The organism is Oceanisphaera ostreae, assembly GCF_042676125.1.
In the GTDB taxonomy this organism is placed as follows: Bacteria; Pseudomonadota; Gammaproteobacteria; order Enterobacterales; family Aeromonadaceae; genus Oceanimonas; species Oceanimonas ostreae.
The window spans coordinates 38,318-64,682 of the sequence record NZ_JBHTJS010000041.1; the positions used below are offsets into that span (position 1 = coordinate 38,318).

General features: G+C 49.7%; 22 protein-coding genes. 11 read left to right on the forward strand and 11 right to left on the reverse strand.

What is annotated here, in order from left to right; translation table 11 throughout:
- Nucleotides 1–133: 133 nt before the first annotated feature.
- Both ACFQ1C_RS11390 and ACFQ1C_RS11395 read right to left on the reverse strand, forming a co-directional pair.
- Nucleotides 134–1,552 carry an aminotransferase-like domain-containing protein gene (locus ACFQ1C_RS11390; RefSeq protein WP_379558738.1) on the reverse strand — a complete coding sequence of 473 codons (1,419 nt, stop codon included), beginning with the start codon at nt 1,550–1,552 and terminating at the stop codon, nt 134–136.
- A 12-nt stretch (nt 1,553–1,564) separates the two neighbouring features.
- Nucleotides 1,565–2,131 (reverse strand): acyl-CoA thioesterase, encoded by a 567-nt coding sequence (locus tag ACFQ1C_RS11395; protein WP_379558739.1) that lies wholly within the window; start codon nt 2,129–2,131, stop codon nt 1,565–1,567.
- Between the two features lie 221 nt (nt 2,132–2,352).
- Here ACFQ1C_RS11395 and tyrR point away from each other — a divergent pair, with 221 nt between their 5' ends.
- Nucleotides 2,353–3,903 carry a transcriptional regulator TyrR gene (tyrR, locus tag ACFQ1C_RS11400; protein ID WP_379558740.1) on the forward strand — a complete coding sequence of 517 codons (1,551 nt, stop codon included), beginning with the start codon at nt 2,353–2,355 and terminating at the stop codon, nt 3,901–3,903.
- 352 nt (nt 3,904–4,255) lie between these two features.
- Here tyrR and ACFQ1C_RS11405 read toward each other — a convergent pair whose 3' ends face one another.
- A complete protein-coding gene (locus tag ACFQ1C_RS11405; RefSeq protein ID WP_379558741.1) occupies nt 4,256–5,572 on the reverse strand; it encodes an NAD(P)/FAD-dependent oxidoreductase in 1,317 nt (438 codons plus the stop codon).
- Nucleotides 5,573–5,611: 39 nt separating this feature from the next.
- Complete coding sequence (locus ACFQ1C_RS11410) at nt 5,612–5,740, reverse strand: hypothetical protein (protein ID WP_379558742.1); 129 nt, start codon at nt 5,738–5,740, stop codon at nt 5,612–5,614.
- 162 nt (nt 5,741–5,902) lie between these two features.
- On the opposite strand from ACFQ1C_RS11410, the gene ACFQ1C_RS11415 reads away from it, so the two are divergent.
- The 3 genes from ACFQ1C_RS11415 to ACFQ1C_RS11425 all read left to right on the forward strand — a co-directional run bounded on the left by ACFQ1C_RS11415 (nt 5,903) and on the right by ACFQ1C_RS11425 (nt 7,526).
- Nucleotides 5,903–6,397 carry a MarR family winged helix-turn-helix transcriptional regulator gene (locus ACFQ1C_RS11415; protein ID WP_379558743.1) on the forward strand — a complete coding sequence of 165 codons (495 nt, stop codon included), beginning with the start codon at nt 5,903–5,905 and terminating at the stop codon, nt 6,395–6,397.
- Between the two features lie 44 nt (nt 6,398–6,441).
- Nucleotides 6,442–7,035, forward strand: coding sequence for an efflux RND transporter periplasmic adaptor subunit (locus ACFQ1C_RS11420; protein ID WP_379558744.1), 594 nt, complete (start codon nt 6,442–6,444; stop codon nt 7,033–7,035).
- 209 nt (nt 7,036–7,244) lie between these two features.
- Nucleotides 7,245–7,526 (forward strand): hypothetical protein, encoded by a 282-nt coding sequence (locus ACFQ1C_RS11425; RefSeq protein ID WP_379558745.1) that lies wholly within the window; start codon nt 7,245–7,247, stop codon nt 7,524–7,526.
- Between the two features lie 311 nt (nt 7,527–7,837).
- Here ACFQ1C_RS11425 and ACFQ1C_RS11430 read toward each other — a convergent pair whose 3' ends face one another.
- The 7 genes from ACFQ1C_RS11430 to glyA all read right to left on the reverse strand — a co-directional run bounded on the left by ACFQ1C_RS11430 (nt 7,838) and on the right by glyA (nt 15,790).
- Nucleotides 7,838–8,182 (reverse strand): cupin domain-containing protein, encoded by a 345-nt coding sequence (locus ACFQ1C_RS11430; protein ID WP_319783727.1) that lies wholly within the window; start codon nt 8,180–8,182, stop codon nt 7,838–7,840.
- A 117-nt stretch (nt 8,183–8,299) separates the two neighbouring features.
- Nucleotides 8,300–9,166 (reverse strand): formyltetrahydrofolate deformylase, encoded by an 867-nt coding sequence (gene purU / locus ACFQ1C_RS11435; RefSeq protein WP_379558746.1) that lies wholly within the window; start codon nt 9,164–9,166, stop codon nt 8,300–8,302.
- Between the two features lie 103 nt (nt 9,167–9,269).
- A complete protein-coding gene (locus ACFQ1C_RS11440; protein ID WP_379558747.1) occupies nt 9,270–9,899 on the reverse strand; it encodes a sarcosine oxidase subunit gamma in 630 nt (209 codons plus the stop codon).
- Complete coding sequence (locus tag ACFQ1C_RS11445) at nt 9,892–12,921, reverse strand: sarcosine oxidase subunit alpha family protein (RefSeq protein ID WP_379558748.1); 3,030 nt, start codon at nt 12,919–12,921, stop codon at nt 9,892–9,894. Before ACFQ1C_RS11445 ends, ACFQ1C_RS11440 begins: the two co-directional genes overlap by 8 nt.
- A complete protein-coding gene (locus tag ACFQ1C_RS11450) occupies nt 12,918–13,205 on the reverse strand; it encodes a sarcosine oxidase subunit delta (RefSeq protein WP_379558749.1) in 288 nt (95 codons plus the stop codon). The genes ACFQ1C_RS11445 and ACFQ1C_RS11450 overlap by 4 nt, the downstream gene beginning before the upstream one ends.
- A 10-nt stretch (nt 13,206–13,215) precedes the next feature.
- Nucleotides 13,216–14,469, reverse strand: a complete 1,254-nt coding sequence (locus ACFQ1C_RS11455) for a sarcosine oxidase subunit beta family protein (RefSeq protein WP_379558750.1) — start codon at nt 14,467–14,469, stop codon at nt 13,216–13,218.
- A 67-nt stretch (nt 14,470–14,536) separates the two neighbouring features.
- The gene (gene glyA, locus ACFQ1C_RS11460) at nt 14,537–15,790 is read right to left on the reverse strand and encodes a serine hydroxymethyltransferase (protein ID WP_379558751.1); all 1,254 of its coding nucleotides are present in this window, start codon (nt 15,788–15,790) and stop codon (nt 14,537–14,539) included.
- A gap of 357 nt (nt 15,791–16,147) precedes the next feature.
- Here glyA and ACFQ1C_RS11465 point away from each other — a divergent pair, with 357 nt between their 5' ends.
- The 7 genes from ACFQ1C_RS11465 (at nt 16,148) to ACFQ1C_RS11495 (ending at nt 26,084) form a co-directional block, all read left to right on the forward strand.
- Nucleotides 16,148–17,182 (forward strand): GlxA family transcriptional regulator, encoded by a 1,035-nt coding sequence (locus ACFQ1C_RS11465; protein WP_379558752.1) that lies wholly within the window; start codon nt 16,148–16,150, stop codon nt 17,180–17,182.
- 264 nt (nt 17,183–17,446) lie between these two features.
- Nucleotides 17,447–18,055 (forward strand): transcriptional regulator BetI, encoded by a 609-nt coding sequence (gene betI / locus ACFQ1C_RS11470; RefSeq protein ID WP_379558753.1) that lies wholly within the window; start codon nt 17,447–17,449, stop codon nt 18,053–18,055.
- Nucleotides 18,046–19,509 (forward strand): betaine-aldehyde dehydrogenase, encoded by a 1,464-nt coding sequence (betB, locus tag ACFQ1C_RS11475; RefSeq protein WP_379558754.1) that lies wholly within the window; start codon nt 18,046–18,048, stop codon nt 19,507–19,509. Before betI ends, betB begins: the two co-directional genes overlap by 10 nt.
- A gap of 92 nt (nt 19,510–19,601) precedes the next feature.
- On the forward strand, nt 19,602–21,284 hold the full coding sequence (gene betA / locus ACFQ1C_RS11480) for a choline dehydrogenase (protein WP_379558755.1): 1,683 nt from the start codon (nt 19,602–19,604) through the stop codon (nt 21,282–21,284).
- Between the two features lie 1,170 nt (nt 21,285–22,454).
- Nucleotides 22,455–23,396 carry a hypothetical protein gene (locus tag ACFQ1C_RS11485; protein WP_379558756.1) on the forward strand — a complete coding sequence of 314 codons (942 nt, stop codon included), beginning with the start codon at nt 22,455–22,457 and terminating at the stop codon, nt 23,394–23,396.
- 122 nt (nt 23,397–23,518) lie between these two features.
- On the forward strand, nt 23,519–24,343 hold the full coding sequence (locus ACFQ1C_RS11490) for a S1 family peptidase (RefSeq protein WP_379558757.1): 825 nt from the start codon (nt 23,519–23,521) through the stop codon (nt 24,341–24,343).
- A 133-nt stretch (nt 24,344–24,476) separates the two neighbouring features.
- Entirely contained in the window at nt 24,477–26,084 is a 1,608-nt protein-coding gene (locus ACFQ1C_RS11495) for a P-loop ATPase, Sll1717 family (RefSeq protein WP_379558758.1), read from the forward strand.
- The last annotated feature ends 281 nt before the right edge of the window (nt 26,085–26,365 follow it).

The following is a 26,365-nucleotide window of genomic DNA, read 5'->3' on the forward strand; positions in this document are numbered from 1 at the left end:
AGCACAACCTGCGGCAACCCGCGCAGTAGAACATGGTGGGCCAGATGGCAACATAAACAGTTGAGAGAAAATAGACTATAACAGTGTTATTCAGTGAGCCATCACCTATAACAGTGCTGATATCACCGGTCGGTCAACTCAGGGTGATTTGCTCATCAATCAGTGCGGCAAGCTGCCTGATGGCTGTTTCACTGCGCGCATTCCAAGGCAGCGAGGCATTGAGACGAAAGCAGTGCCGGTACTGCTCGCCAGCGGCAAACATCCGACCGGGTGCGATGGTGATACCCTCCTTAAGCGCTCGCCAGTACAGTTCGGTTGCACAGCAGTGTTCCGGCATTTCCAACCACAAAAAATAGCTGCCTTCGGCATAGTTTACTTGCACCTGATCGGAAAACTCCCGTTTGATAGCCCGATAAAAAATGTGTTTACGCTGTTCCAAAGTGCGCCGCAGTGTATGCAGATGCTTATCGTAGCGATGCGAAGAGAGATAATCGGCTAAGGCCAGCTGCATAGGAGCGCTGGTCGATAAAGTACTCATCAATTGCAGACGCTGAATTGCCTCTGCTTGCTTCCCTGCCGCCACCCAACCGATACGGAATCCAGCTGCCAAGGTCTTAGAAAAAGATCCACAGTGCAGCACTCGCCCTTCACTATCCCAGGCTTTGACTGGCAACGGCGGCGTAAGCCCTGCATACAACTCGCCATACACATCATCTTCAATAAGGCTAACCTCGTGCTCGGCCAACAGCGTCAGCAACCGTTGCTTGTGGTCCGTTGGCATGCTCCCCCCCAGCGGATTTTGGCTATGACTCATCAGCCAGCAGGCTTTGATGGGATATTGCTGCAAGGCCTGAGCCAGTGCATCAATATCCATACCCAGTTGCGGGTCCGTTGCCACCGCAACAGCTTTAAGGTGATGGCGCTCTATTGCCTGCAACGCACCGTAAAACGCTGGCGATTCGATGACAACCCAGTCTCCGGGCCGAGTCAGCGACTGCAGACTGAGGTTAAGTGCTTCCAGCGCACCCGAGGTGATCACGATCTCGCTGGGCGAAATCTCTAGGCCGCGGGCGGCATAACGCTGCGCAATACTACGGCGCAAATCGGCGCAACCCGGCGGCAAAGTTACCCCTGCACTCTGGGGTAATAACTGACGGGCTATCCTGATTAAAGAACGAGACAATTGATGTTGAGGAAACAGGGACGGATCGGGAAAGGCTGAGCCTAGTGCAACACAATCAGGATTATTGCCAGCCTGCAGCACACTGAAGATAAAGGCATTAATATCCACCGTCTCAGCCGGCTGCAGCAGCTGCTGTGGTGAGACATAACGAGCAACCTCCCGAGCGGGAGCAACAAAATATCCTGATTGAGGTCGAGAACGCACCCAGCCCTGACTTTCAAGCAACTGATAAGCACTGAGTACTGTCATCAGACTTAGTCCTGAGCGCCGCACCGTTTCACGTAGAGAGGGCAACTTGTCGCCCTCCAACCAAACTCCGGTGCGGATCTGTTCACGTAGCTGCTGTGCCAGCTGCTCATAACGGGTCATAGCGACAAATGCTTAGCTCTTGGACAGCTGACAATTCTCTCCTTCTACCTCTTTCATCGCTTGATTCAAATCTAGGTCCAACATTTGGCGAATATCCTCAATTTCTTTCTGGTGTGCTCGGCGCAGTTTTTTACGTAACTTACCCATCACAAAGCGGCGAATTTCTTCTTCGTCTTCCAGTAACAAACCGGCCACTTTAACTGGCTTACGCGTTTCTTCACTAAGAGCCACCATCGTAAAGTAAGAGGTATTGGTGTGCTTTACCGTCCCTTCACGAAAGTTTTCTGACTCAACTTTAATGCCCACTTCCATCGAGCTGGTGCCCACATAGTTCACGGATGCATAAAGTGTTAGCAGATCACCCACTTCTACTGGGTTTAGAAAATCAACTGAGTCCACCGAGGCAGTAACGCTATAGCCTTTGCAATGGGAGGCGGCACAGGTATAGGCAATTTTATCCATCAACCCCAAAATAACGCCGCCGTGTACCTTGCCACCAAAGTTAGCATAAGCAGGCACCATCAATTCTTTGAGGATAACCTGTGACGCTTTAACCGTTCTAAACACCGCTTCGCTCATTACTTCACCTAATCATTCGCTTGAGTTTGATACATTATTGTTATCCGTCCGGCGCTAGGCCCAACAAGGCGCTAAGGATGGATGAGCATCCTCTCGCAGTAAACCTTTTTACAGCAGAAAACACTGACATTTTTATAATTTGTGGTGCAGATCATCAGCGCAATCTCGTATCGCTACCAACTGTAAGGTATTATTTACACCTTGCTGAGGAAGATACCACAATGCGTTTAAAAGTAACCTGTGAAGACCGCTTAGGTCTAACCCGAGAACTGCTCGATATTCTGGTAGAGCACCACATTGATTTACGCGGTATCGAAATAGATATTAGCGGCATTATCTATCTTAACTTTCCCACTCTGGACTTTGCCGCTCTGCAACATCTTCTGCCTGCTATTCGACGTACTCCAGGGGTGTTTGATGTTAAAACTATCGCCTGCATGCCCTCAGAGCAAGAACATAATGCCACCCGCGCCCTGCTTAAAGTGCTGCCCGATGCGGTGGTCGCTATCGACATGCAAGGTAAAATTACCCTCGCCAATGACGCCGCTTGCAGTTTACTACAGCAAACAACGGCACAACTACTACAGCAATATTTAGGCCCGTTATTAAAGGGCATACATATTAGTCGGTGGTTAGAACAAGCCTCCCCCCAGCCGCTTAACAAAAAAGTGACCTTAGAGGGAGAACCCTATTTGGCCGATTTGTTACCCATCTGGCTGACGGAAGAGTCTGGCGAGCAAAGCTTGGCTGGGGCCGTGGTGGTCTTAAAGTCCGCTTACCGCATTGGCCTGCATTTTAAAGCCATGCGCAGCGGTGACACCGGTCATTTTGACGGCATTATCGCCCACAGCCCTGCGATGGAGAAACTACTTAGCGAAGCTAAACGCCTCGCCACCTTAGGTGCCCCGTTGCTTATTAAGGGCGAAACCGGCACCGGTAAAGAGCTGCTGGCGCGCGCCTGTCATCAGGCAAGCCTGCGCGGCGAAGGGCCGTTCATTCTGCTTAACTGTGCTGCCATTCCGGACACCGCCGCCGAAAACGAACTGTTTGGCTACGCCGCCGGCGCCTTCGGCAATAACATGCAAGGCAAGCGCGGTGTGTTAGAACAAGCCAATGGCGGCACCTTGCTGCTGGATGAAATTGGCGAGATGTCGCCGTTGATGCAATTAAAGCTACTGCGTGTACTGCAAGATGGCGTATTTCGCCGGGTAGGCGATGAGCAAGAAGTGAAAGTCGATATTCGGGTGATTTGCACCACCCAGCAAGACTTAGCCTGTTTGGTTCAAGGGGGACAGTTTCGCCAAGATCTTTTTTATCGCCTTAATGTACTCAATCTGCATATTCCACCACTGCGCGAGCGTCAAAAAGACATACTGGCGCTGGCGCTGCATTTTTGTACCCGCTTTGCCGCCGAGCTAGAGCGCCCTCGCCCACGGCTAGCCAACAACTTAAGCGAGTATTTACAGCATTACCCCTGGCCTGGCAACGTGCGCCAACTTCGCCACTGTCTGTATCGTGCCATTAGTCTGTTAGAAGGCGACGAGCTCAGCTTGGCTCTACTCGCCCTGCCCGAGCAAAATAGTCTGCAAGGGCTAGATGCCCTGTGTGAAGGCTCATTAGATGAAGCGGCAAAAGGCTTTGAGCGACTCTTGCTCGAGCGACTGTATCCACAGTTTCCTTCTACCCGACAATTAGCTAAACGTCTTAATATTTCGCATACTGCTATTGCCAACAAGCTCAAAGACTACGGTATCGGCAAGCACAAAAAATAGGCCAAAACTTGGTGTCGGCTTATCAGTCACATATTACTGCACCATTCATCAGGGTAATTAAGGTGAGAAAAAATGAGGCGTAAATTCGGGGTTAAGCTCTATTGGCTCCAGCCAGACGGTTTCTAGCCGGTTGCCTCGGTTATCGCTGCTGATCACCTTGAGCGGAAACTGCCATTCTTGGTCTAGCCACAGCTAATAACGCGCCACCTGAGCACAGAAAAAGAGGCGGCAGCGTGGTCTGATGAATCGAGTTTCTTATCTATCCGTGGCTTTACCCCCCCAAAGCTCTTTTAGCCGAGCATCTCGTCCACTGTTCCAACGATACTATGGGTGGCTTGCTAGTTATTGAAAGCTAAACCTCGCCTCTGGCCATATGTTCTTCAAAGGAGAGTCGAATACGCGCGCCCACGCTTCGCAGTGGGTCGGGCGGCACCCAGTTTGGGGACGAGTGCTTCAGGATAAATTCCAACTCCGAACTTTTTTTACCACAGATAAGCTCCGCCATATAGTTACCCAGATAAGTGCCTTTCGCCACTCCGACCCCATTCATGGCTGCAACCACGTACACGCCGGGAACCTGTTCCTTGAATACAGGTTCATGATTCATCGTTACGCAGATCATCCCCCCCCAAGTGTATTCGAACGGAACATTTTTCAATTGTGGAAAACGGGCTAGAAAAGATTTTCGATGTTTCTCTCTTGCCTCATCGAGTAATACCTGAGTACTGGATAGATCCGCCTGATAATTCAAGGTGTTACGAATAAAAATTCGCTTATCAGGGGTCAGGCGTACCGTTGTTCCAGCGGGGTGGGCAGAGGTTAGCCCCCAGGGCTCTATCTCTTTAAACTCGCTGATTTCGCTGTCGTCAAGGGGAGCGGTCATACTGGCGTAGGTGAATATCGGTATCATTTTGTTACGACACACACCAAATTTCTCGGTGAAGGAATTCGTCGCTAACACCAGAGTGTCGGCACTGAGCCGGGCCTTTGGGGTCTGAATGACTTTGTTAGCTAGGTCAACTTCTCGTACAGGGGTGTTTTCCAGCAAGGTGACATTACTTGGCAGCGCACTGGCCACAGATATAGCCAAGGCCGCTGGGTTAACCAGTATATTACCTGGTGTATAGACGGCCCGTTTGTAGTAATGAGTACCCAGTTTTTTTGCCAGTGCATTATCATTCAATATTTCGTATTTTTCCCCTATCGCCTCCAGCGTCTTCACAAAGGTGGTCAGGCTAGAGAAATGCTTTTCTTCGTGAGCGGCCAGGTATTTCCCGGCTGAATGCCAACAAACATCAAACCCTTGCTGCTCCTGAATACGTTTCAATCGTTGAATGGCAAAACAGTTTAAATCCCGAACCTGGGTGTTTAGCTCCACATCAGGATCTGTGGCATCCAAGTTGTGAGGTAAATCGATAATAAAACCGGCATTGCGGCCAGAGGTACCTTGGCCAACTTCCAGAGCGTCAATCAGGGCGATACGAGCTTCCGGTCGCAGTTCAGCAAGTCGACCCGCGGTAGCCAGCCCCGAGAAACCAGCACCGATGATGATGACATCAAAATGTTCATCATGCTCAGCTTGCTGTACCGGCATTGGGCGTCGGAAAGGGACTGACTCAAACCAGCCAAGTCGACCATCCTTGGTGGGTAAATTTGTGATTTGTTGCATCTAACGACTCCGTATTATCAACCGGCTTTTTTATTCTATCTATCGAGTGACACAGTAGCGATTTGACAAGCCTGCGGCCCGTAATTCCATTCCTAGGTTTTCCTCCCAGTCCACCATCATAACCGCAATGGTCAGCGCACGTTCTGCAGGAAAAGATATACGTTGCATTATGACGGCATTTCTTCGAGTTAACCGCAACCGCATTGCCACAGCTTTATCTTGCACGAAGCAAGGAGCATTTTATATCAAGTAAACGACACCTACTAGCCGCCCACCTTTGTAGAGCAAGCAAAGCTTGACGCGAAACACATAGTTAGCATGCTAACTATTATGATGACAAAACAATCTTATACATTTCATTTACTGCTCCATTCCGCTCATTTGCTTGAAGAACGATTGCGATCTCGCTTGGTGCCGCTCGGCGTTCAGCCACGCCAAGCGCGCGTGCTTGATGCTTTAGGGAGAATGGGCCAAACATCCCAGGTCAAATTAGCCCGGGATTTTGGGTTGACCGCCGCGAGCATGAGTACCATGACCACCCGTTTATTGAACGCAGGTCTTATCGAAAGGCAGGTGGATAAACGAGAACTGCGTAGCAACGTGTTAACGCTCTCCCCACTCGGGCAAAGTTTGCTAAAGAAAATTTATCATGAGTGGCAAGAAATAGACCGGGAAATAGATGAGATCATCGGTGCTGAGGCGATGGCCCAGCTTGGCGATTTAACGTGTAAATTACGAAACGCATTCGGTGGTTCCACCCCAGGCGATAAGGACGTACTTGAAAGTACACTAGTGCCGTCCTCCTCTCCTAAAAAATCACCATAACAAAGCTCGATCACCTTCTTCTAACGTACACAGGTACAAAGAATATGCATATATTACGCAGGTCCGTACTCTTACGACTCCTAGTAATGGCCGGCTTTGTGCCGGCCCTCTACGGTTGCGAGGGCCAATCAGATCCTGCGCCTCCCGCACCACCTGTCGTAGAGGTAACCGCTTACACGGTTGAAAGTACCCAAGTACCAGTTATAGAAGAGTTAAACGGCCGCGTAGTAGCGGCCGTTACTGCCGAAATTCGACCGCAGATTGGCGGTATCGTGCGCAAGCGCTTGTTTACTGAGGGTAGCGAAGTGAAAGCGGGCCAAGTGTTGTATGAAATTGACCCAACCTCGGCGCAGATCACAGTGAGTGGCGCGCAGGCCACTCTCGCGAGCGCTAACGTAGCTTTGGCAAGCGCCAAAGCAAAAACCACACGCTACCGCGAACTGGTGCGTATTGAAGCGGTGAGTCGCGAAAGCGCTGAAGAAGCCGAGGCGGCCTACAAACAGGCCTCTTTGGCGGTTGTTTCTGCCGAAGCCGCTCTGAAGGCTGCCAATATTTCACTGGCATACGCTAACGTTACCTCACCCATTGACGGCCGTATTGGTCGCTCCAGTGTAAGCCATCTATACTCGGGCACATAAAGAAGAGGTAACAGGCCACCCTGTTACCTCTAGACTGCCACTCAATCTCTACGCACCACTTTTCGAACTTCACACCAGTGTGTTCTTGCCTTCGGCCACTGCTTAGCGTTCAATGACTTAACACGAGTTATCATATTCAGCCTGCTCGATTTATTTTAGTTTCAGTCATATCGTTTTAGTCATACTTTTTAGCCATATAGGGAATTCACATGCACATAGACAAAGCTAAAAAACGCATCGCAAAACAGGTTAAAAAAGGCTTTAAAGGGTACCCGCAGATCACCTTAGAATATTTTGGTGCCAATCCAGACTGTGCAACAGAAGTCGCCATTCGCTTTACCTTAGAAGAAGGTGCAGAAGTTCAAGAAGAGCGCTTTGCCAGCAAGAGTGATGTTCGAGAAGACGAGGTCATTCAATCGGCATTGGTTAAAATAATCGATCGTGCCGATGCCAGCTCGGTAATGGAAATTGAAGGCGTGTCAGCTCTTTAATTTATCGTCTAATGCGAAGGAACTCCCCGCGCTCACCTCGTCACTACCCCCGCTCACCCCGTCACTCCCGCGAAGGCGGGAGCCCAGTGACCTTTGCCGACCAGCAACCCTTATCGAAAATGGTGCTCCCTGCTCTGGATCCCCGTCCCCGCCTGCGCGGGGATGACGTTCCTACGCGAGGATGACAAAAAGGGAGTGCGAGGATGACGGCCAAAACATAACGTCTGTGCCAGAAACAAAAACGGCCTGCGCAATGCGCAGGCCGAGGTCATTCTTTACGTCAGGCTGTTGCCTAACTTAAGCAACGACAATTAGGCAAAAACGAAGTACTTACGTACTGTTTCTACTACTTCCCATGTACCTTTAAAGCCAACTTCAATTACGAAAATATCGCCAGCTTTCAGGTGAATAGGCTCGCCGCCTTCGGGCGTCAGAATGCAATAGCCTTCACGGAAGTCACAATATTCCCACTTATCATAGTTTACTGCCCACTTACCTGGAGTACACATCCAAGTACCCATCAGCTTAGTGCCATCTTCTGACTTATAAGCGTTCAGGTTAACCGTATGCGGGTCGCCAGATAACTTCTCCCACTGAGTAGCGTCCAATAACACTTCAGGCTGAGCTTCGCGCAATAACTTGATATTGTTAGACATGATGTCTCCTTGTCATGACTCTTTATTACATTCACAAACCTGCCAAGCAAGCTTGTTTAATAGACAGCGGGCACAGCGCTTGCCGCCCCCCCCTGTCGGGAATACATCGAACGAGTATTAACTGCCCAGTACTACCGTCTTGCTCTGGTACATAAACACCCGTTTTTCGATGTGATACTGAATGGCTTTAGCCAAGGTTAAACACTCGATGTCTTTACCCTTAGCAACCAAATCTTCTGGATAATGACTGTGATCTACCGTCTGAATGCCCTGAGTAATAATCGGGCCCTCATCCAGCTCGTTATTAATGTAATGGGCGGTAGCACCCACCAGCTTTACACCCTTGGCATACGCTTGATGGTAAGGCTGAGCGCCCTTGAAGCCAGGCAACAGCGAGTGATGAATATTAATCGCCCACCCCGCCAATCGGTTGCACAGCTCTGGGCTAAGCACCTGCATGTAACGCGCTAGCACCACTAAATCTGCATTTGATTCCTGCACTATCTGCCAAATTTGTTCTTCTTGCTCTTCCTTGGTATCGGCATTCACCGGCAGATGATAAAAAGGAATATGGTGCCAATCGGCTAGTCGCTGTAAATCCGGATGGTTAGAAATAATGGCCGGTATTTCGATTGCCAGTTGCCCGGTACGATAGCGATACAATAAATCGTTAAGGCAGTGATCAAACTTAGAAACCATGATCACTACGTTCGGCTTACGCTTACGCTCGGTCAGTTCCCAGTCCATATCAAAATCGGCGGCGCGCAGGGCAAAACCATCACGAAAGTTAGTTTCGTCAAATTCGCCTTGCTCGGGTCTTCTAAACTCAGTGCGAATAAAAAAGTGGCCAGCGCGGGCATCATCGAAGGTTTGCATGTCGACTACATAACAACCTTGCTCACGCAAATAGCCGGTAACGGCGTCCACCGAACCCAACCGACTGGCGCAACTTGCGGTCAAGATCAAAGTTTCGTGTTGTGCCATGAGTCAGCCTCCTGCTGAAATGTGCCGAGCGTTGTACTTACAACGCCCGGCGCGTAGTGGCGATGTGCTTATCTGTACCGCAGTGCAGATAAGCACGGCTTAGTTACTTTTCAATGACCAGTCCATATTCGCGACTGGCATCTTGTAACCACATCCAGACATAGTCAGAAAAGCTACGGCGCACTACCATCTCAAAACTGTCGGCACCGGTGCGGCGCAACAACACTGAGGATTTGGCAAAGGTGGTGCCTACACACTTGCCAGTGGGCAAGCTAGAGGGATGCACGTCGTAATGGCACGACTTGCGGATCACCAGCTCGGCTTTAGGGCCGGATAGCGTCAATACTGTCTGGCCGCCACTCACATCAACCAGAGAGTAATGTCCGGTTAACTGCTCGCGCAGCTGAGCTTGTAACTGCTCTTCTTCGCCGCTTGCGGTAATTATCAGCCACTCATCCGGTGCCAACCACTGCACCAATACCTGGTTGTTTTCTACCGAGCTACAGGCGGTGGTGGGCAAAGCCACTCCCAGTACCTTGGCCACAGTTGTGGCAAATAGCTCGTTAGTTACGTTGCCGCGTAATACCAAATGGCCCAACAGTGCCTTTTCGCGGAGTACTACTCCACCTTCCTGACCTTTTTTGGCAAGCGCTGGCAAGTTAGCGTGATAAAGCGGAGATTCCACTCGTACTGCCGTGTCGGCTTCAGCCACAATTGCTGTGATGTTAGACATGCTGACGCTCTCCTTTTGGATCATAAAATACAGGGCTAGTGATTTCGACTTCCAGCACGCGACCATCGGCCAGCGGGCAGTAAACCGTTTCACCCATGCGGCTTAATCCGCCTTTAACCACACCCATGGCAATATTGTGGCCTAGGTTGGCGCTGTAATAGCTGGATGACACATGGCCCACCATGGGTACCGGCACTGGATGGTTAGGCTCCAGTACAATTTGTGCGCCCTCAGGAATAACCGTGGCCGCTTCTTTACACTTGAGTCCAACCAGCTGTTTGCGGTCGGTACGTGCCGTGTCTTCACGAGTCCAAGAACGCTGGCCAATGAAGGGGAATGGCTTGGCTTTGCCTACACACCAGTCCATGCCTAAGTCGAACGGCGTTACCGAGCCATCGGTGTCTTGACCGACGATAATAAAGCCCTTTTCTGCCCGCAGTACGTGCATGGTTTCGGTGCCGTAAGGCGTAATATTGAACTCGGCACCCGCTTCCATCACGGCTTCCCACACGGTCAAACCGTAGTTGGCTTGCACGTTAATCTCAAAGCTCAGCTCACCAGTAAACGAGATACGGAAGATACGTCCGCGTACCCCAGCAATGGTGGCATCACGCCAGCCCATGAAGGGGAAGTTCTCGCCAGCTAGATCGACATCAGTACAGATTTTTTCCAGTACCTTGCGGCTGTTAGGGCCAGTCACCGTCATGGTTGACCAGTGATCGGTTACGGAAGAGAAATACACTTCCAGCTCTGGCCACTCGGTCTGGTGCCATAATTCCAACCACTGCAGTACGCCTGCGGCGCCGCCGGTGGTAGTAGTCATCACAAAATGGTTATCGTTGATGCAGGCAGTTACCCCATCGTCAAACACCATGCCGTCTTCTTTACACATTAAGCCGTAGCGGCAGTTACCGGGGGTTAACTTAGCCCAGGCGTTAGTGTAAATGCGCGCTAAAAATTCACGAGCACCGGTACCTTGAATATCAATTTTGCCCAGCGTTGAGGCATCCAAAATGCCCACGCTCTGACGTACAGCAACACACTCACGGTTAACCGCTTGGTGCATGTCTTCGCCAGATTTCGGGAAAAACCAAGGGCGCTTCCACTGTCCTACATCTTCAAACTCAGCGCCTTGCTTTACATGCCAGTCGTGCATGGCAGTAAAACGAGCTGGGTCAAACAGGTGGTGCGCATTACGTCCAGCAAAGGCGGCAAAGGTCACCGGCGTGTAGTTAGGACGGAATACTGTGGTACCCGTTTCAGCAATGCTCTTATCCATGGCGCGGGCCGCAATGGCCATGCCGTTGATATTACCCAACTTGCCCTGATCAGTACCAAAGCCCATGGCGGTATAGCGCTTGATGTGCTCGATGGACTCAAAGCCCTCGCGCACGGCCAGCTCAATACCCGCTGCAGTTACGTCGTTTTGGTAATCCACAAATTGCTTGGGCGAGCGACTGCTCTTCAATGTGTGAGGCACCATAAACAGCGCTTGCGCCGCATCTTCTTTTGGATCTTCGGTAACAATATCGGCATCTACTACATCAGCAGAAATCTCGCCATAGCCAGTAGCCTCGGCGGCAGCTTTGCCCGCGGCCAGACCTTCGGCCAATACAGTCGATAACTGGTAGCTACCTTGTACACCACCGGCCAACAACTGCTTTTGCACGGTTTCGCCAGGTACAAAGCCAATAATGTCGTCGTTCCAGACGGGGCGCGAACCGGTGTGAGCCGACAAGTGTACTACCGGGCTCCAACCACCTGAAGTCGCGATAATGTCGCAAGCTAAGGTCTCGGCTTTACCGGTAACTTGGCTGGCATCGCTAGACAGTTTTGCCACTTTAGCCGCAGTTACTCGCTTCTTACCAACAGCTTCAATTAAGCCGTGACCGGTATAAATCTTCACGCCGCGAGCTTTGAGTGCCAAATAGCGCATGCCGCTCGGTTGAGGACGACTGTCGATCACTGCCACAACTTCGCGGCCCGCATCCAACCAATCGATAGCAGCTTGATAGCCGTAATCGTTACACGTCATCAGCACCAAGCGCTGACCTGGGGTCACGCCATAGCGGTTAACGTAGGTAGACAGCGCACTGGCTACATAAGTACCGGGCAAGTCGTTGTTGCCATAAACCAATGGACGTTCGTGTGCACCGGTGGCCAGTAGCACTTGCTTGGCGCGAATACGGTGTAAACGCTGGCGAGTTTTATCAGAAACACGCTCACCCAAGTGATCGGTACGTCGTTCTAATACAGTTAAAAAGTTATGATCGTAGTAGCCAGCCACCGTGCTGCGAGGCAGCAAGGTAACATCAGGCAACGCCTGCAGTTCTTTTACGACTGCCTGCACCCATAACTGCGGCGCTTGGCCGTTGATGGGCTGAGTGCTGTGCAGTAAATGACCGCCAAACTCGTTTTGTTCATCAACCAGAATCACTCGTGCACCACGTCGGCCCGCCGCTAACGCGGCCGCCAAACCTGCGGCGCCACCACCGGCCACCAACAGATCGCAATGGTGGTTCAGCTTGTCGTAGGTATCCGGGTCATTGGCTTTAGGCACGCGGCCCAGACCGGCAGCTTTACGGATCAAATGTTCGTATTTCGGCCACATGGACTGAGGATACATGAAGGTCTTGTAGTAGAAACCGGGGGGCATCATGCTGCCGCCGAGCTTACCCATTACGCCCATGATATCTTTGTCTACGTTTGGCCAGCCATTAGTGCTGGTAGCCGTCAGACCATCGTACAACTCGGCCTGAGTACCCCGAATATTGGGGATCATGGTGGCTTCTGAGCAACCTACCTGCAAGATGCAGTTCGGCTCTTCGGCACCGGCGGCCATAATGCCGCGCGGACGTGAATATTTGAAAGAGCGACCGACGACGTCGACGCCATTGGCCAGCAAGGCCGAGGCGATAGTGTCGCCTGACAGGCCCTGATAACGCTTGCCGTTAAAAATAAAGCTAAGCGTTTTACCGTGGTCTACTCGACCTTTGCCCTGAAGACGATGCGGCTGACTCATGACTGGTCTCCTTTCTGGGGCAGTTCGCCCACTTTGTAAGTTTCCTGAATTTCGTAGGTCACAGTGTGGCGCGTTGCGTTAAAGAACTTGCGACAACCTGAGGCGTGATACCACATTTCATGGTGTAGGCCACGCGGGTTTTTACGCATAAATAAATACTTAGCCCAATCTGCATCGCTCAGCGCGCTGGGGTCGGCCGGGCGGGCAATGTGTGCCTCGCCGCCATAGTGAAACTCTTCTTCTTCGCGAAGCTCGCCGCAATGCGGACAGTGAATATTTAACATTTCTATCTCCTCAGTGGGCTACGCCGGCCGCGCCGTGCTCATCGATTAAGTGGCCGCTGGTAAAGCGGTCTACGTGGAATGCCTTGGCCAGAGGATGCGGCTCATCCTTGGCGACAGTGTGAGCAAATACGTTGCCCGAGCCTGGAATGGCCTTAAAGCCACCAGTGCCCCAGCCGCAGTTGAAATACAGGCCCTTGATGTGCGTCTTGGAAATAATCGGACAGGCATCAGGACAAGTGTCAACAATTCCGCCCCAAGTACGGTTGAGTCGCACTCGGCTGAAAATCGGGAACAGTTCCACAATCGCAGCCATCGTTTCTTCCACTGTCGGGAAGGAACCGCGCTGGCCGTAACCCAAGTAACTATCGATACCGGCGCCAATAACTAGGTCACCCTTATCAGACTGAGAGATATAACCATGCACGTGGTTAGACATAACTACCGTGTCGAGTATCGGCTTAACCGGCTCGGAAACCATGGCCTGCAAAGGATGAGACTCTAGCGGCAACTGCATGCCGACCATTTTAGCCATCACACCCGAGTTACCGGCGGTAACACAAGCTACTTTAGGCGCAGCAATAAAGCCTTGCGTGGTTTCCACACCGGTCACGGCACCGTTTTCGCGGCGGATGCCGGTCACTTCGGTCTGCTGGATCAGGTGTACACCCAAAGCATCGGCGGCACGGGCATAGCCCCAGGCCACGGCGTCGTGACGAGCGGTACCACCGCGCGGCTGCCAAGAGGCACCCAGCACTGGATAGCGAGAGTTCTTAGAGCAATCCAGAATAGGCACTATGTCTTGCACCTGCTTAGGATTGAGTACTTCGCCATCAATGCCGTTCAGGCGATTGGCGTTTACCCGGCGCTCGATGTCGCGCATATCCTGCAGTGTGTGACCCAAGTTGAGCACGCCGCGCTGACTGAACATCAGGTTATAGTTCAGTTCTTGCGCCAAGCCTTCCCACAGTTTCATGGAGTGCTCATACAGCTGAGCCGACTCGTCCCACAAGTAGTTGGAACGTACGATAGTGGTATTACGGGCCGTGTTACCACCACCCAAATAGCCTTTTTCGATTACAGCAACATTGGTGATGCCATGTTCTTTTGCCAGGTAATAAGCCGTGGCCAGACCATGGCCGCCACCGCCAACGATAATTACATCGTAACCCCCAGCCTTGGGCTTAGGGTTGTGCCATACCCGCTGCCAGTTTTCGTGGTGCGTAAGGGCGTGTTTGATCAGCCCAAATCCTGAATATTTCTGCATAGTTATCACCTATCCGTGTTAATGCTGTCGGCGGCACTCTTGGCACCCCCTGCCTGTATTCAAAAAATTAGCGATATACTGGGAAGTTACTGCACAGGCTGGCAACTTGATCCTTCACCGCAATAATCACTTCCGGATCGTCCATATGTTCTAAAATGTCACAGATCCAGCCCGCTAGCTGGCGGCAATGCTCTTCCTGGAAACCACGAGTGGTCACTGCAGGGGTACCCAAACGCAAACCTGAAGTAACAAAAGGTGACTGAGGGTCGTTAGGCACGGCATTCTTATTTACCGTAATATTTGCATCACCTAACACTGCATCGGCGTCTTTACCGGTAATGCCTTTGGCCGACAAGTCGAGCAAAAACAAGTGATTATCAGTTCCGTTCGATACTACATCGAAACCACGGTCTTGAAAGACCTGAACCATAGCGCGAGCATTAGCTACTACCGCTTTTTGATAATCGACAAATTCAGGTGTTAGTGCTTCGGCAAAAGCCACGGCCTTGCCCGCAATAGCGTGCATTTGTGGGCCACCCTGGCTGCCAGGGAACACAGCAGCGTTAAGCTTCTTCTCGAGTTCTGGCTGGCCTTTAGTCAAGATCAAGCCGCCACGAGGGCCACGTAATGTTTTGTGAGTTGTAGTGGTTACCACATGTGCATGCGGCACTGGATTTGGATATTGACCCGCCGCTACCAAGCCGGCCACGTGAGCCATGTCAACAAACAGATAAGCGCCTACTTTGTCGGCAATGGCACGAAAGCGCGCCCAGTCCATTACTTTGGAGTAAGCAGAAAAACCGGCTACTATCATCTTCGGCTTGTGCTCAAGTGCTAGCTGTTCAACTTGGTCGTAGTCCACCTCGCCGGTAGCTTCGTCTAAACCGTACTGCACGGGATTATAAATTTTTCCAGAAAAGCTAACCTTAGCGCCATGCGTCAAGTGGCCACCGTGGGCCAAGCTCATGCCCAGCACGGTATCGCCTGGGTTACACAACGCCATATAAACGGCGGCATTGGCTTGAGAGCCAGAATGAGGTTGTACGTTGGCAAAATCGGCGCCGAATAGTTCTTTGGCGCGATCGATGGCTAACTGCTCTATTTTATCTACCGCTTCACAACCGCCGTAATAGCGTTTGCCAGGATAACCTTCTGCATATTTGTTAGTCAGTACCGAGCCTTGCGCTTGCATTACGGCCGGGCTGGTATAGTTTTCTGAAGCGATCAGCTCAATGTGTTGTTCTTGGCGAACGGCTTCTTCTTCCATGGCCGCCCACAATGTAGGGTCCATATCTTGAATACGGGTGCGGGTGTTAAACATCTTACGACCTCCTTGCTAGACTCGGGTGACGCCCGGTGTGGAAATATCCTTATTGGCTCAGCGTTGCTCACTACACTAATAATTTACTTAAGTGTTAATGAAATGCTTTGCGATAACTGGATACTACTGGCTGTTCATCACCAAGGGATGACTGGGTGCGGCTTAAAGCTATGTATTTGCGTCGCATATTCACATTTAAGTAACATTTGAGATCTAAATCGAACATTGCTCTGTGACAATCGACCTGATTGGGTAGGATTAAAGATGCAAAGCCAGATCGGGCGGGGTAATATTTAATACAAATTCACTAACCTTTAGCGGTTAACTCGGTACCTTTCACTTGGTGAGCATTTATACATGTCCAACAGTAATGAACAGCGCCATTTTAGCCATCGGCTGCGTGACACTAACAGTGCTTTTTTACCGAAGCGCGAAACGAATACCAAACCCATCAGCGTGGGGTTTGTACTGCAACCGCATTTTTCGATGATGGCCTTTACCGCCGCCGTGGATGCGTTAGTTACCGCCAACCTAGTGCAGGCCGCGCCGCTGTTCAGCTTTACGACCTATGGTTTGCAAAGCACACAAGTACAAAGTGATTTAGGTATCGAGATTTCGGCCAACCGCATCTTGGGCGAAATGATGCTGGAAGGTGAAGGTGCGTTGGATGTGTTGATTGTGTGTGGTGGCTTTCGCTGCAGTCTGAGTGAATACACGCCACTGAGCCAGCTGCTGAAGGCGACAGCCAAGCGACAAAAGATACTGGGGGGACTATGGAACGGCGCCGTACCTTTAGCTCACGCCGGTGTGCTCAACGGACTTATCTGCGCCTTGCATCCAGACAACCATGCCTTCGTGCAAGAGGGTTTTCCTCAGGTACAGGTGTCGCCTCACACTATGGTGATTGAATCGCGCATACTAACCAGTGCTGGCTCCAACAGTGCGCTAGAGATGATGCTGACGTTAATCGAACGACTGCACGGCACCAACACGGTGCGCGCCATTCGCGAAATTCTCAGCAGCGATGGCATTACCAACGACGGCCATACGTCGGCCGACAACGACCCAACCCTACCCGATTCATTGCGTACCCTGCTACGACTGATGAGCTGTAACATTGAAGAGCCACTCGGCATCGAAGAGCTGGCCGACTATGTGGGCTTGTCGCGTCGACGCATCGAGCGGCTGTTTCAGAGCCACCTCGAAACCACACCGTCGCGCTATTATTTAGAACTGCGTATTACCCATGCCCGTCGTTTGTTACTGCAAAGTAGCGTCAGTATTTCTGATATCGCCGTGGCCTGTGGCTTCGTCAGCTCAACCCACTTTAGCCACTGTTTCAAAGAGTTTTTTGGCGTTCCCCCAAGTCAGGCCCGTCTGAATCGTAGTTAAACCTAGTTAAACCTAGTTAACCTAGTTAAACGCCGCATGCATCACCGACCCCCAGCAAAGGCGGGGGTCACTACTCCTTTTCCTTTTGTTTCTTGCCTCTGCCCCCTCTTAACATCCATTTCTAAAAAATAATTAATCTTTAAAAACAAAACGTTAACTCTTTATCTGTGATCCCGCCGACATAAACTTGGCAAGCTGGGTTGATCATTCTCGTACCAGCCTCTAGGATTTATTTTTATTGAACGGTCAATTAATGAAAATAATATGCCTATCGTCGGAGTACAGGAAATTCGCAAGAAACAGCTAATCGATGCCACCCTAGCGTCGGTAGCCGAGTATGGCCTGCATAACACCACCATCAACAGCATCAGCCGACTGGCGGGAATGTCATCGGGCATCATCAGCCACTATTTTGGTGGCAAGCAGGGCCTGATGGAAGCCACCGTCAGACGGCTGCTTGAAGAACTGAAACTGGCACTGCTGCGCAAAATAGACGGCGGTGAACAACACTCGCCCCACCAGCGGCTGATGCTTATCGTAGAAGCCAACTTCACCGAGTTTCAACGCTCGCAGCCGACCATCAAATTCTGGCTCAGCTTCTGGGCCCAGGCGATGCACGATCCGGCCCTAGCCCGACTGCAACACATCAACAGCCGCCGTTTGTATAGCAATCTGCGTTATTCCTTCCGTCCGCTATTGGGCAACGAGGCGGCGACCCGTGCCGCCCAGCAGACCGCAGCCATGATCGACGGTTTCTGGCTGCGTAGCGCCCTGAGTACCGATCCGTCAGCCGACTTCGCCCAAGCTGAGTGCTTGTGCAAGTCCTTTATCGAACAACTGTTAAACTCGCATGGAGCAAAAGCATGTCATTAATGCGCTATCAGAATTTTGTCGACGGACGCTACCTAGCCAACGAAAGCGGCGATGCCTTCGACGTCGTCAATCCGGCCACCGGCGAGGTCGCCTACCAGATGGAAGTGGCCGACTCCTACATTCAACAGGCGGCTATCGCTTCGGCCCGCCGCGGGTTCGAGCAGTGGTCCGTTATGACCGGCATGGAGCGCAGTCGTATCCTGTTGCGAGCAGTTGCGCTACTGCGCGAGCGCAATGATGAGCTAGCCCGCATCGAAGTGCTGGACACCGGCAAACCCTGGCAAGAAGCCTCGGTGGTGGACGTAGTGACCGGTGCCGACAGCATCGAATTTTTCGCCGGGCTGGCCCCTTCCCTCGAAGGCAACCAGCAGGATCTCGGTGGCGATTTTTACTACACTCGGCGCGAGCCGCTCGGCATCTGTGCCGGCATTGGCGCCTGGAACTACCCGCTGCAAATCGCCTGCTGGAAAGCCGCCCCGGCCCTAGCCTGTGGCAACGCCATGATCTTCAAACCCTCGGAAGAAACTCCGCTGGGGGCGCTCAAACTGGCCGAAATTTTTATCGAAGCCGGTGTCCCCGCCGGGGTATTTAACGTAGTACAGGGTGACGGCGTCGTGGGGGCTTGGCTTACCAACCATCCGGATATCGCCAAGGTGTCCTTCACCGGCGAAGTAGGCACCGGCAAGAAGGTGATGGCCGCCGCCGCCAGCTCGCTGAAAGGGGTCACCATGGAGCTGGGTGGCAAGTCGCCGCTGATCATCTTCGACGATGCCGATGTGGACGAGGCCGTCTCCGCCGCCATGCTCGGCAATTTTTACACTCAGGGCGAAATTTGCACCAACGGCACCCGGGTGTTCGTACATAAGGCTATCTATCCGGCCTTTATGGAGCGACTGCTGGAGCGCACTCGCAACAACATCATCGTCGGCGACCCCATGGATCCGGCTACCAACTTCGGCGCCCTCATTTCCCATGCCCATCAGCAGAAGGTACTGGGCTACATCCACAAAGGCATAGAAGAAGGCGCCACCCTGGCTCACGGCGGCGAAGCGCTGCATCCGGCGGCGGCACCCAATGGCTATTTTGTGGCACCCACTATCTTCACCGATTGTCGTGACGACATGACCATCTGCCGAGAAGAGATCTTCGGCCCCGTGATGTCGGTGCTGACCTTCGAGCACGAAGAAGAAGTGATTGCCCGCGCCAACGACACAGAAACGGGTCTGGCGGCCGGGGTATTCACCAACGACATTCGTCGGGCACATAGGGTTATTCACCGGCTGCAAGCCGGCATCTGCTGGATCAACGCCTATGGCGCCTCCCCTGCCGAAATGCCGGTGGGCGGCTACAAGCAGTCCGGCATCGGTCGAGAAAACGGCATGACCACCCTTAATCACTACACCCAGCTCAAGGCGGTGTATGTAGGCATGAATAAGCTGGAAAGCCCGTTTTAAGACGTATGTGCGGGAGCCAAATGTCACTGGGCTCCCGCCTTCGCGGGAGTGACGAAAGTAGCGCGGTCACCGAACAGCATTAGAGGGAACTGATGAACAAACAATTCGACTACATCATAGTGGGTGCCGGCTCTGCCGGGTGCGTGCTGGCCAACCGTCTTACCGAAGACGGCACCCGCAGCGTGCTGCTGCTGGAAACCGGCGGCAGCGACAAGAGCATCTTCATTCAGATGCCCACCGCCCTGTCCATTCCCATGAACTCCAAGAAGTTCGCCTGGCAGTTTCATACCGAGCCCGAGCCCTTTCTCGACAACCGCAGCATGCACTGCCCCCGCGGCAAGGTACTGGGGGGCTCGTCCTCCATTAACGGCATGGTATATGTACGCGGCCACGCCCGAGACTTCGACGAATGGCAAGACAAGGGTGCCGATGGCTGGGACTATGCCCACTGTCTGCCCTACTTCAAGAAAGCCGAAAGCTGGGCCTTTGGTGGCGACGACTACCGGGGAGAGCAGGGCCCGCTCGGGGTCAACAACGGCAATAACATGAAAAACCCCCTGTATCAGGCCTTTGTCGATGCGGGACAAGAAGCCGGCTATTTCCATACCCCCGACTACAACGGACGTCAGCAGGAAGGCTTCGGCCCCATGCACATGACGGTGAAAAACGGCAGACGCTGGTCCACCGCCAATGCCTACCTACGCCCGGCCATGGACCGCCCAAACCTGACCGTGATCACCCATGCTCTGGTGCACAAGGTGCTGCTGGAAGGCAAACAGGCGGTCGGCGTGCGCTTTGAGCGTCAGGGTCAGGTGCAGGACGTGCGGGCCGGCAAGGAGGTCATTCTCAGCGCCGGCTCCATAGGCTCACCGCACCTGCTGCAGTTGTCGGGCATCGGTGCCAGAGACACCCTGCAGGCGGCCGGTATCGAGCTCAAACACGAGCTGCCCGGGGTGGGCGAAAACCTGCAGGATCACCTGGAGTTCTATTTCCAGTTTCGCTGCAAGCAGCCCATCTCACTCAACGGCCAGCTGTCGCCGTGGAGCAAGTTCAAGATAGGCACTCGCTGGTTGCTGAAAAAAGACGGTCTGGGGGCCACCAACCACTTTGAGTCCTGCGGTTTCATCCGTTCCAAGGCCGGCGTGGAATGGCCCGATCTGCAGTACCACTTCTTGCCGGGGGCGATGCGCTACGACGGTAGAGAGGCCTTTTCCGGTCACGGTTTTCAGGTGCACATCGGCCACAACAAACCGAAAAGCCGCGGCACGGTCAAGATAGCCAGCGCCGACCCTAAAGTGGCACCGAAAATCCGCTTCAACTATCTGGAGCACGAAGACGATCGCGAGGGCTTTCGCGCCTGCGTACGCCTGACCCGAGAGATCATCAACCAGCCGGCCATGGACCCTTACCGAGCGGAAGAGATTCAGCCTGGCGAGCAGATCAATACCGACGACGAGATTGATGCCTTCGTACGCCAGACTGTGGAAAGCGCCTATCACCCTTCCTGCACCTGCCCCATGGGCACGGATGAATGGGCGGTGGTGGATCCGAATACCCGGGTGCACGGCATACAGGGCCTGCGGGTGGTGGACTCGTCTATTTTCCCCACCATTCCCAACGGCAACTTGAATTCACCCACCATCATGGTGGCGGAGCGGGCTGCGGATTTGATCCGGGGCAAGACGCCACTGGCGCCCTCGGTGGCAGAAGTGGGCATGGATGAACAATGGCAGCAACGCCAGCGAGCAGCGTCTCCCTTACGTCACCTGTCCTGAACCCGCAGCCGTATTAAGCGGCCATGTGGTTGGCCGCCCCGACTGGCTCGGGCATCACCCGATACTTCACCTCCCAACATTCCATCCCCAACACGGCACCTATCTGGTGCCGTGTTGCCGTTTTATACCAAACTGACTCAGTAACTGATCTATTTAGCTGTTCTGTAAAGGCCGAACGAAGGGCCTTCTCCACCGACTCGCTGCAAGCACATCCTTGTGACGCTCAAACACATGACATCCTTGTCATGTGATGGCCTGTGGAGAAGATCCCTTCATCCGCCCCTATGCTACGGAGTCGCCTGTGGGACGGGGTCCAGTACGAATCTTCTTACCGCCACGGGCATCAGGCCTAGGCACCCTGCCCGAATACAGCAAACCGGCAAGCTTTCCCTCATAAACTGCTCACAACCCAACCAAATTGACACGCCCGCCTCGCAAAGTGACCTTTCACATTGCTTTTTCAGTCTCACACGACAAGAATACGGACTCAAACAAGTAAGACGGCATGCGCTTAAGCCCCATAACAGCGAAGGGCGGTAGCGTGGGTGAATGGCACAGTGACACCTGCCAACCTGGCCATCCAGACGACTTTGAACATACAGTATATTTGGCCTGAACCTTCCGCTGTGCTCAGAATAACCAAAGCAATGCGTGTTTTTCATCAACAAAAAACGTAAGGTTGCTATAAATCAATTCGTTGAAAAAAAACACCTGTAGATACTGCGCACACACCGGAACATATATGCGCATGCGCGTTATTCAGCGGCAAGACTAGCCAATAAAACGCTTAGCTCACTGATAAACATGGAGCAAAGCTACTTTTAACCAAGTCTGTGTATCCGACATTCCGCACCTAATTTTTAGATTTAAAATTGAGATTTACATCACAACTTTGACGCTGAGTACAGAATTTAGCTGACACCTAAAGTGGTGCCATGTATTAATAATCGGTTACGCTGTTTTTATCCCACATAAGGAAGCTGAGGAGCATGCATTACCATCCCGAAATTCGATTTTACACTTTGATTTCAAAACAGCTACTTTCCTCATTTTCTGCAAATGTGAAGGCATCTTCGTCGAATATAAATATTAAAACAGGTGCGGAATGTCGGGTGTATAAGTGTATATACGCATGCGCAGTATTATAATGTTATGTTCAAAGGAGTTTCCGTGACTGTTTCGTTTTTAGAGTATCGTGATGAAAATGCTAGCCATACTGTGAGAATGATGTCACCAATGGGGATGTATCCAAATCATAGTATTATTAATGAAGATTCCGCTCTTTATATAAGTAACCAAATCTGTTTTTCTATTGCCCCTGTAGATGCTGTTAAATTAGAGATAGACAACTATTACTCTGAGGTTGAGTGGGCTACCCTTAATGAGATCAAACTTTATTCATCAATCTTACTATGCATTGACCGAGACTATGGTTATTGCCGTCTTTTTCCATTTTCGATTTCTCACAGAGTAAATGTTGGAAACTCTATTCTTAACATTGAATATTTAGAACGTGTTGCCGCTGCTCTAATAAATATACTAGAAACCCCATCAACAACACGTAACTTTAAGGGGAAGGAATTTCCCATTGAAAATAAATATAAGAAAATGAGGGGGATAGAATTACCAACTATTCAGAGTGGTATTGAGTACGGTTTAAATGAAAGTAGGTTTAACCTAAAATTACAACAAAATATATACCAAGACTTCGATACCGAGGATCATTTAATGATTCGTGCGGTTTCAACATTATTTAGAAGTATTATGCTTGGAGCTTTATCTAATTTCTTGGAAGAATCAATCAACACTACTTTCATATCTCTTGAAGCGTCTTTTCGATTAGTGTTAAAAAGGCTACATAAACTTGGCAATAAAAACCCAAGTTCCAAAGATGCTGCAGAGTTTATCGGTAACGTTTTTAGTTCCGATGTTTCCGAAAAGTATTTTGGTGAGTATTATGAAAGTAGAATTATGTCATTTCACCCAGAATCTAGGTTTGGTGTATTTCCACATGCACCGCTAATGGCTGATGATTCTTACGATTTAGCAGATGATTTGATCGAAGTTTATTGTTACCTAATTACTGGGTACATTAAGCCTAATAGAAATTAAACATAACAAAAAATTAAAAAAGGACAAAAAACAGTTGGCTTTTTGTTCACTACGTTCACTTATTTTAGCCAACAATTTTTTGCCTGTTAATTGGGCGTTAGCCCTCTATGGAGAAATCGCATATGACATTGACTGTCGCAGAAACATTAATGCACACAACTGTAAGGTTGGAGTGTAAATTAAAGGATGGAAATTCCTCAACAGGTACAGGTTTCTTCTTTTCGTTTAAACTAGATGGCGATCAACATATACCTGTAATAATCACCAATAAACACGTTATAGAAAATAGTGAAATTGGCTCTTTTGTACTCACAAAAAGTGATGCTCAAGGTAAACCTTTGTTGGGGCAAGTTGAACGTGTTGTCTTAAATGGTTTCGAAAACCTTTGGATTAAACACCCTGAAAAAGATGTAGATTTAGCTGTATTCCCTATGGCTCCATTATTTAGAGAAGCTGAAGCCAAAGGGGTGAAGTTTTTTGCTCCACCTTTACAAGATGACTTAGTTGCAAATGAAAAGATCCTTAGTGATTTATCTGGTTTAGAGAATATAACGATGATTGGCTACCCAAATGGTATTTGGGATGAGAAAAATAATATGCCAATCATTCGAAAAGGAGTAACGGCTACAAGCCCTAAAAATGATTACAATGGCTTGCCTATTTTTGTTATCGACTGTGCTTGTTTTCCGGGCTCTAGCGGAAGTCCTGTACTGATCTTTGATCAAGGAGGTTACATGGACGCACGTGGTAATATGAATTTAGGTGGCAATAGAATAATTTTGTTGGGTGCTCTTTTTGCTGGCCCTCAGCACGTTGCGCAGGGTGAGATTCAAACAATTAATGTACCTTTAAAACAAGTCCCAATAAGCTTATCTAAAATACCAAATAATTTAGGCTTTGTTGTAAAAGCAGAAAAGATATTAGACTTCAAAAAGTTACTAGTATAAAGGGCTAACAAGTTACTCAAAAGGACAAAAAACAGTTTGCTGTTTTTCGTACCTCAAACATTTTAGCAAACTGTTTTTTGCCTCTTAGCAAGGCGTTATATTTACTCGCTTCTCCTCAAAGTAAGGAAGTCATATGACAAAAAAAGGAAGTAATATGTATCTACCAATCAAAGAACTTAATTTGGGGTTTAATGACGCTATAAACTACAGAAGGCGTGAAAATAAAGATGCCTTTAATCAGCTCTTTATTAAAAATGAAAAACTTAATGAGCTGATGGACTTATCAACTTATTTTTTGATTGGGGATAAAGGAACTGGGAAAACTGCTTACGCTGTATGGCTCAGTAACAATGAATATAAAAACACACGTTCGACGCTAAATTATATTGGCGAAACAGAATATCAAAAGTTTGTTACTTTAAAGAAGGAGAAAAACCTTAACTTATCAGACTACACAAACATCTGGAAAGTTATAATTCTCTTACTTGTTTCTAAGCATGTTTATGAAACAGAAGGCAAAGAAGGTCTAATTAACAAGTATATTAAATTCCGCGCCGTGAATAAGGCTATTGATGATTATTATGAAGGAGCCTTTTCTCCAGAAATTAGAAACGTTATTGAGTTTGTTCAAGACTCTTCTGTTTCTGCCGGACTGCTTTCAGAGCACGCTATTCTAGAAGGCATAACTAAAGTTAAGAAATCTTTTAGCGAAACTAAATATCAAACCAACCTATTATATATTCAAAGAAAATTCGAAGATTCTTTAAGGTCACTTAAACTTACAAAGAACCACACGGTATTTATTGATGGTATTGATTTAAGACCGTCAGGTATAGACTATGCTGATTATTTAGAATGCGTAAAAGGTTTGGCAAATGCTGTATGGTCAATTAACAATGAGTTTTTTTCTACTATAAATGATTCAAAAGGAAGGCTAAAGGCTACTATTTTATTAAGGCCTGACATTTTTAATGCGGTAGGCTTGCAAAATGCAAACAATCGAATTCGAGATAATGCACTATATCTTGATTGGCGCATTCCTTTTAATCGATTTGAGCACTCGGAGTTATATAGATTGCCGAATAGATTATTATCGATAGGTCAGTCTAAAGAATTAGACCCAGATAGTTTTTGGGATAATTACTTTCCTTATAAAGTACAAGTTCAAGGGCATCAAGAGCATTCATTTATATCGTTTTTACGTTTTTCATATTTCCGTCCAAGAGATATTGTAACTATGTTAAACATATTAAAGGAATTACATTGTGAAAGCGGCTCAAAAAGAAATTACTTTATAGAAGAGGACTTTAGAGACCCTCATTTCAGGCGTCGTTATTCAGAGTATTTACTTGGCGAGGCTAAAGATCACCTATCCTTTTATTATTCAGATAAAGACTATGAGCTTTTTTTAAAATTCTTTGAATTTCTAAGAGGGGATTATGCATTTAGCTTTGAAGAATATTCACAGTGCTTCCAAAGATACCTGGGGTTTATTGACAATCAAAATATAGATAGACCTGCATTTGTAAATAATGAAGTTGACTTCCTTCAGTTTCTATTTGAACTAAACATCATATTTTGTATTGAAGAAGCTGAAGATGGTAAAAAATTCTTTTTTTGGTGCTTTAAAGACAGGAACGTTTCAAATATTAACCCGAGAGTTAAAACTAATTGCCGATATGAAATTTTTTATGGTCTTGGTAAGGCTTTAAATATGGGTAAACAATTTATTGAATCATAAATATAACAAATTTCTTAAACGGAAACGACGCTGACCAGCCACCCATGCAAAACTAACAAGCCACCCATGTAAAAATTCAAGCAATCGTCATCCCTTCACCAACCGGAAACCTGGATTGATGACCACCATTTTCAGGATGAATGACGGAGTAACGCGAAATTATTGAGGATGGGCAGCTAATACTGCAGCAACACGCGAGCGCTACGCAGCACTCATTCACTCCGGTAGGAATGTGGCAAAGTACGCAAGATTCAAGCTGCGGCTAAGTCGTCAGCTCCAAT

Bases quoted from the DNA above. Each gene is read 5' to 3' on its own strand.
- ACFQ1C_RS11390 (WP_379558738.1), bottom strand. From the start codon at position 1,552: ATGACCCGTTATGAGCAGCTGGCACAGCAGCTACGTGAACAGATCCGC.
- ACFQ1C_RS11395 (WP_379558739.1), bottom strand. From the start codon at position 2,131: ATGAGCGAAGCGGTGTTTAGAACGGTTAAAGCGTCACAGGTTATCCTC.
- tyrR (WP_379558740.1), top strand. From the start codon at position 2,353: ATGCGTTTAAAAGTAACCTGTGAAGACCGCTTAGGTCTAACCCGAGAA.
- ACFQ1C_RS11405 (WP_379558741.1), bottom strand. From the start codon at position 5,572: ATGCAACAAATCACAAATTTACCCACCAAGGATGGTCGACTTGGCTGG.
- ACFQ1C_RS11410 (WP_379558742.1), bottom strand. From the start codon at position 5,740: ATGCAACGTATATCTTTTCCTGCAGAACGTGCGCTGACCATTGCGGTT.
- ACFQ1C_RS11415 (WP_379558743.1), top strand. From the start codon at position 5,903: ATGATGACAAAACAATCTTATACATTTCATTTACTGCTCCATTCCGCT.
- ACFQ1C_RS11420 (WP_379558744.1), top strand. From the start codon at position 6,442: ATGCATATATTACGCAGGTCCGTACTCTTACGACTCCTAGTAATGGCC.
- ACFQ1C_RS11425 (WP_379558745.1), top strand. From the start codon at position 7,245: ATGCACATAGACAAAGCTAAAAAACGCATCGCAAAACAGGTTAAAAAA.
- ACFQ1C_RS11430 (WP_319783727.1), bottom strand. From the start codon at position 8,182: ATGTCTAACAATATCAAGTTATTGCGCGAAGCTCAGCCTGAAGTGTTA.
- purU (WP_379558746.1), bottom strand. From the start codon at position 9,166: ATGGCACAACACGAAACTTTGATCTTGACCGCAAGTTGCGCCAGTCGG.
- ACFQ1C_RS11440 (WP_379558747.1), bottom strand. From the start codon at position 9,899: ATGTCTAACATCACAGCAATTGTGGCTGAAGCCGACACGGCAGTACGA.
- ACFQ1C_RS11445 (WP_379558748.1), bottom strand. From the start codon at position 12,921: ATGAGTCAGCCGCATCGTCTTCAGGGCAAAGGTCGAGTAGACCACGGT.
- ACFQ1C_RS11450 (WP_379558749.1), bottom strand. From the start codon at position 13,205: ATGTTAAATATTCACTGTCCGCATTGCGGCGAGCTTCGCGAAGAAGAA.
- ACFQ1C_RS11455 (WP_379558750.1), bottom strand. From the start codon at position 14,469: ATGCAGAAATATTCAGGATTTGGGCTGATCAAACACGCCCTTACGCAC.
- glyA (WP_379558751.1), bottom strand. From the start codon at position 15,790: ATGTTTAACACCCGCACCCGTATTCAAGATATGGACCCTACATTGTGG.
- ACFQ1C_RS11465 (WP_379558752.1), top strand. From the start codon at position 16,148: ATGTCCAACAGTAATGAACAGCGCCATTTTAGCCATCGGCTGCGTGAC.
- betI (WP_379558753.1), top strand. From the start codon at position 17,447: ATGCCTATCGTCGGAGTACAGGAAATTCGCAAGAAACAGCTAATCGAT.
- betB (WP_379558754.1), top strand. From the start codon at position 18,046: ATGTCATTAATGCGCTATCAGAATTTTGTCGACGGACGCTACCTAGCC.
- betA (WP_379558755.1), top strand. From the start codon at position 19,602: ATGAACAAACAATTCGACTACATCATAGTGGGTGCCGGCTCTGCCGGG.
- ACFQ1C_RS11490 (WP_379558757.1), top strand. From the start codon at position 23,519: ATGACATTGACTGTCGCAGAAACATTAATGCACACAACTGTAAGGTTG.
- ACFQ1C_RS11495 (WP_379558758.1), top strand. From the start codon at position 24,477: ATGACAAAAAAAGGAAGTAATATGTATCTACCAATCAAAGAACTTAAT.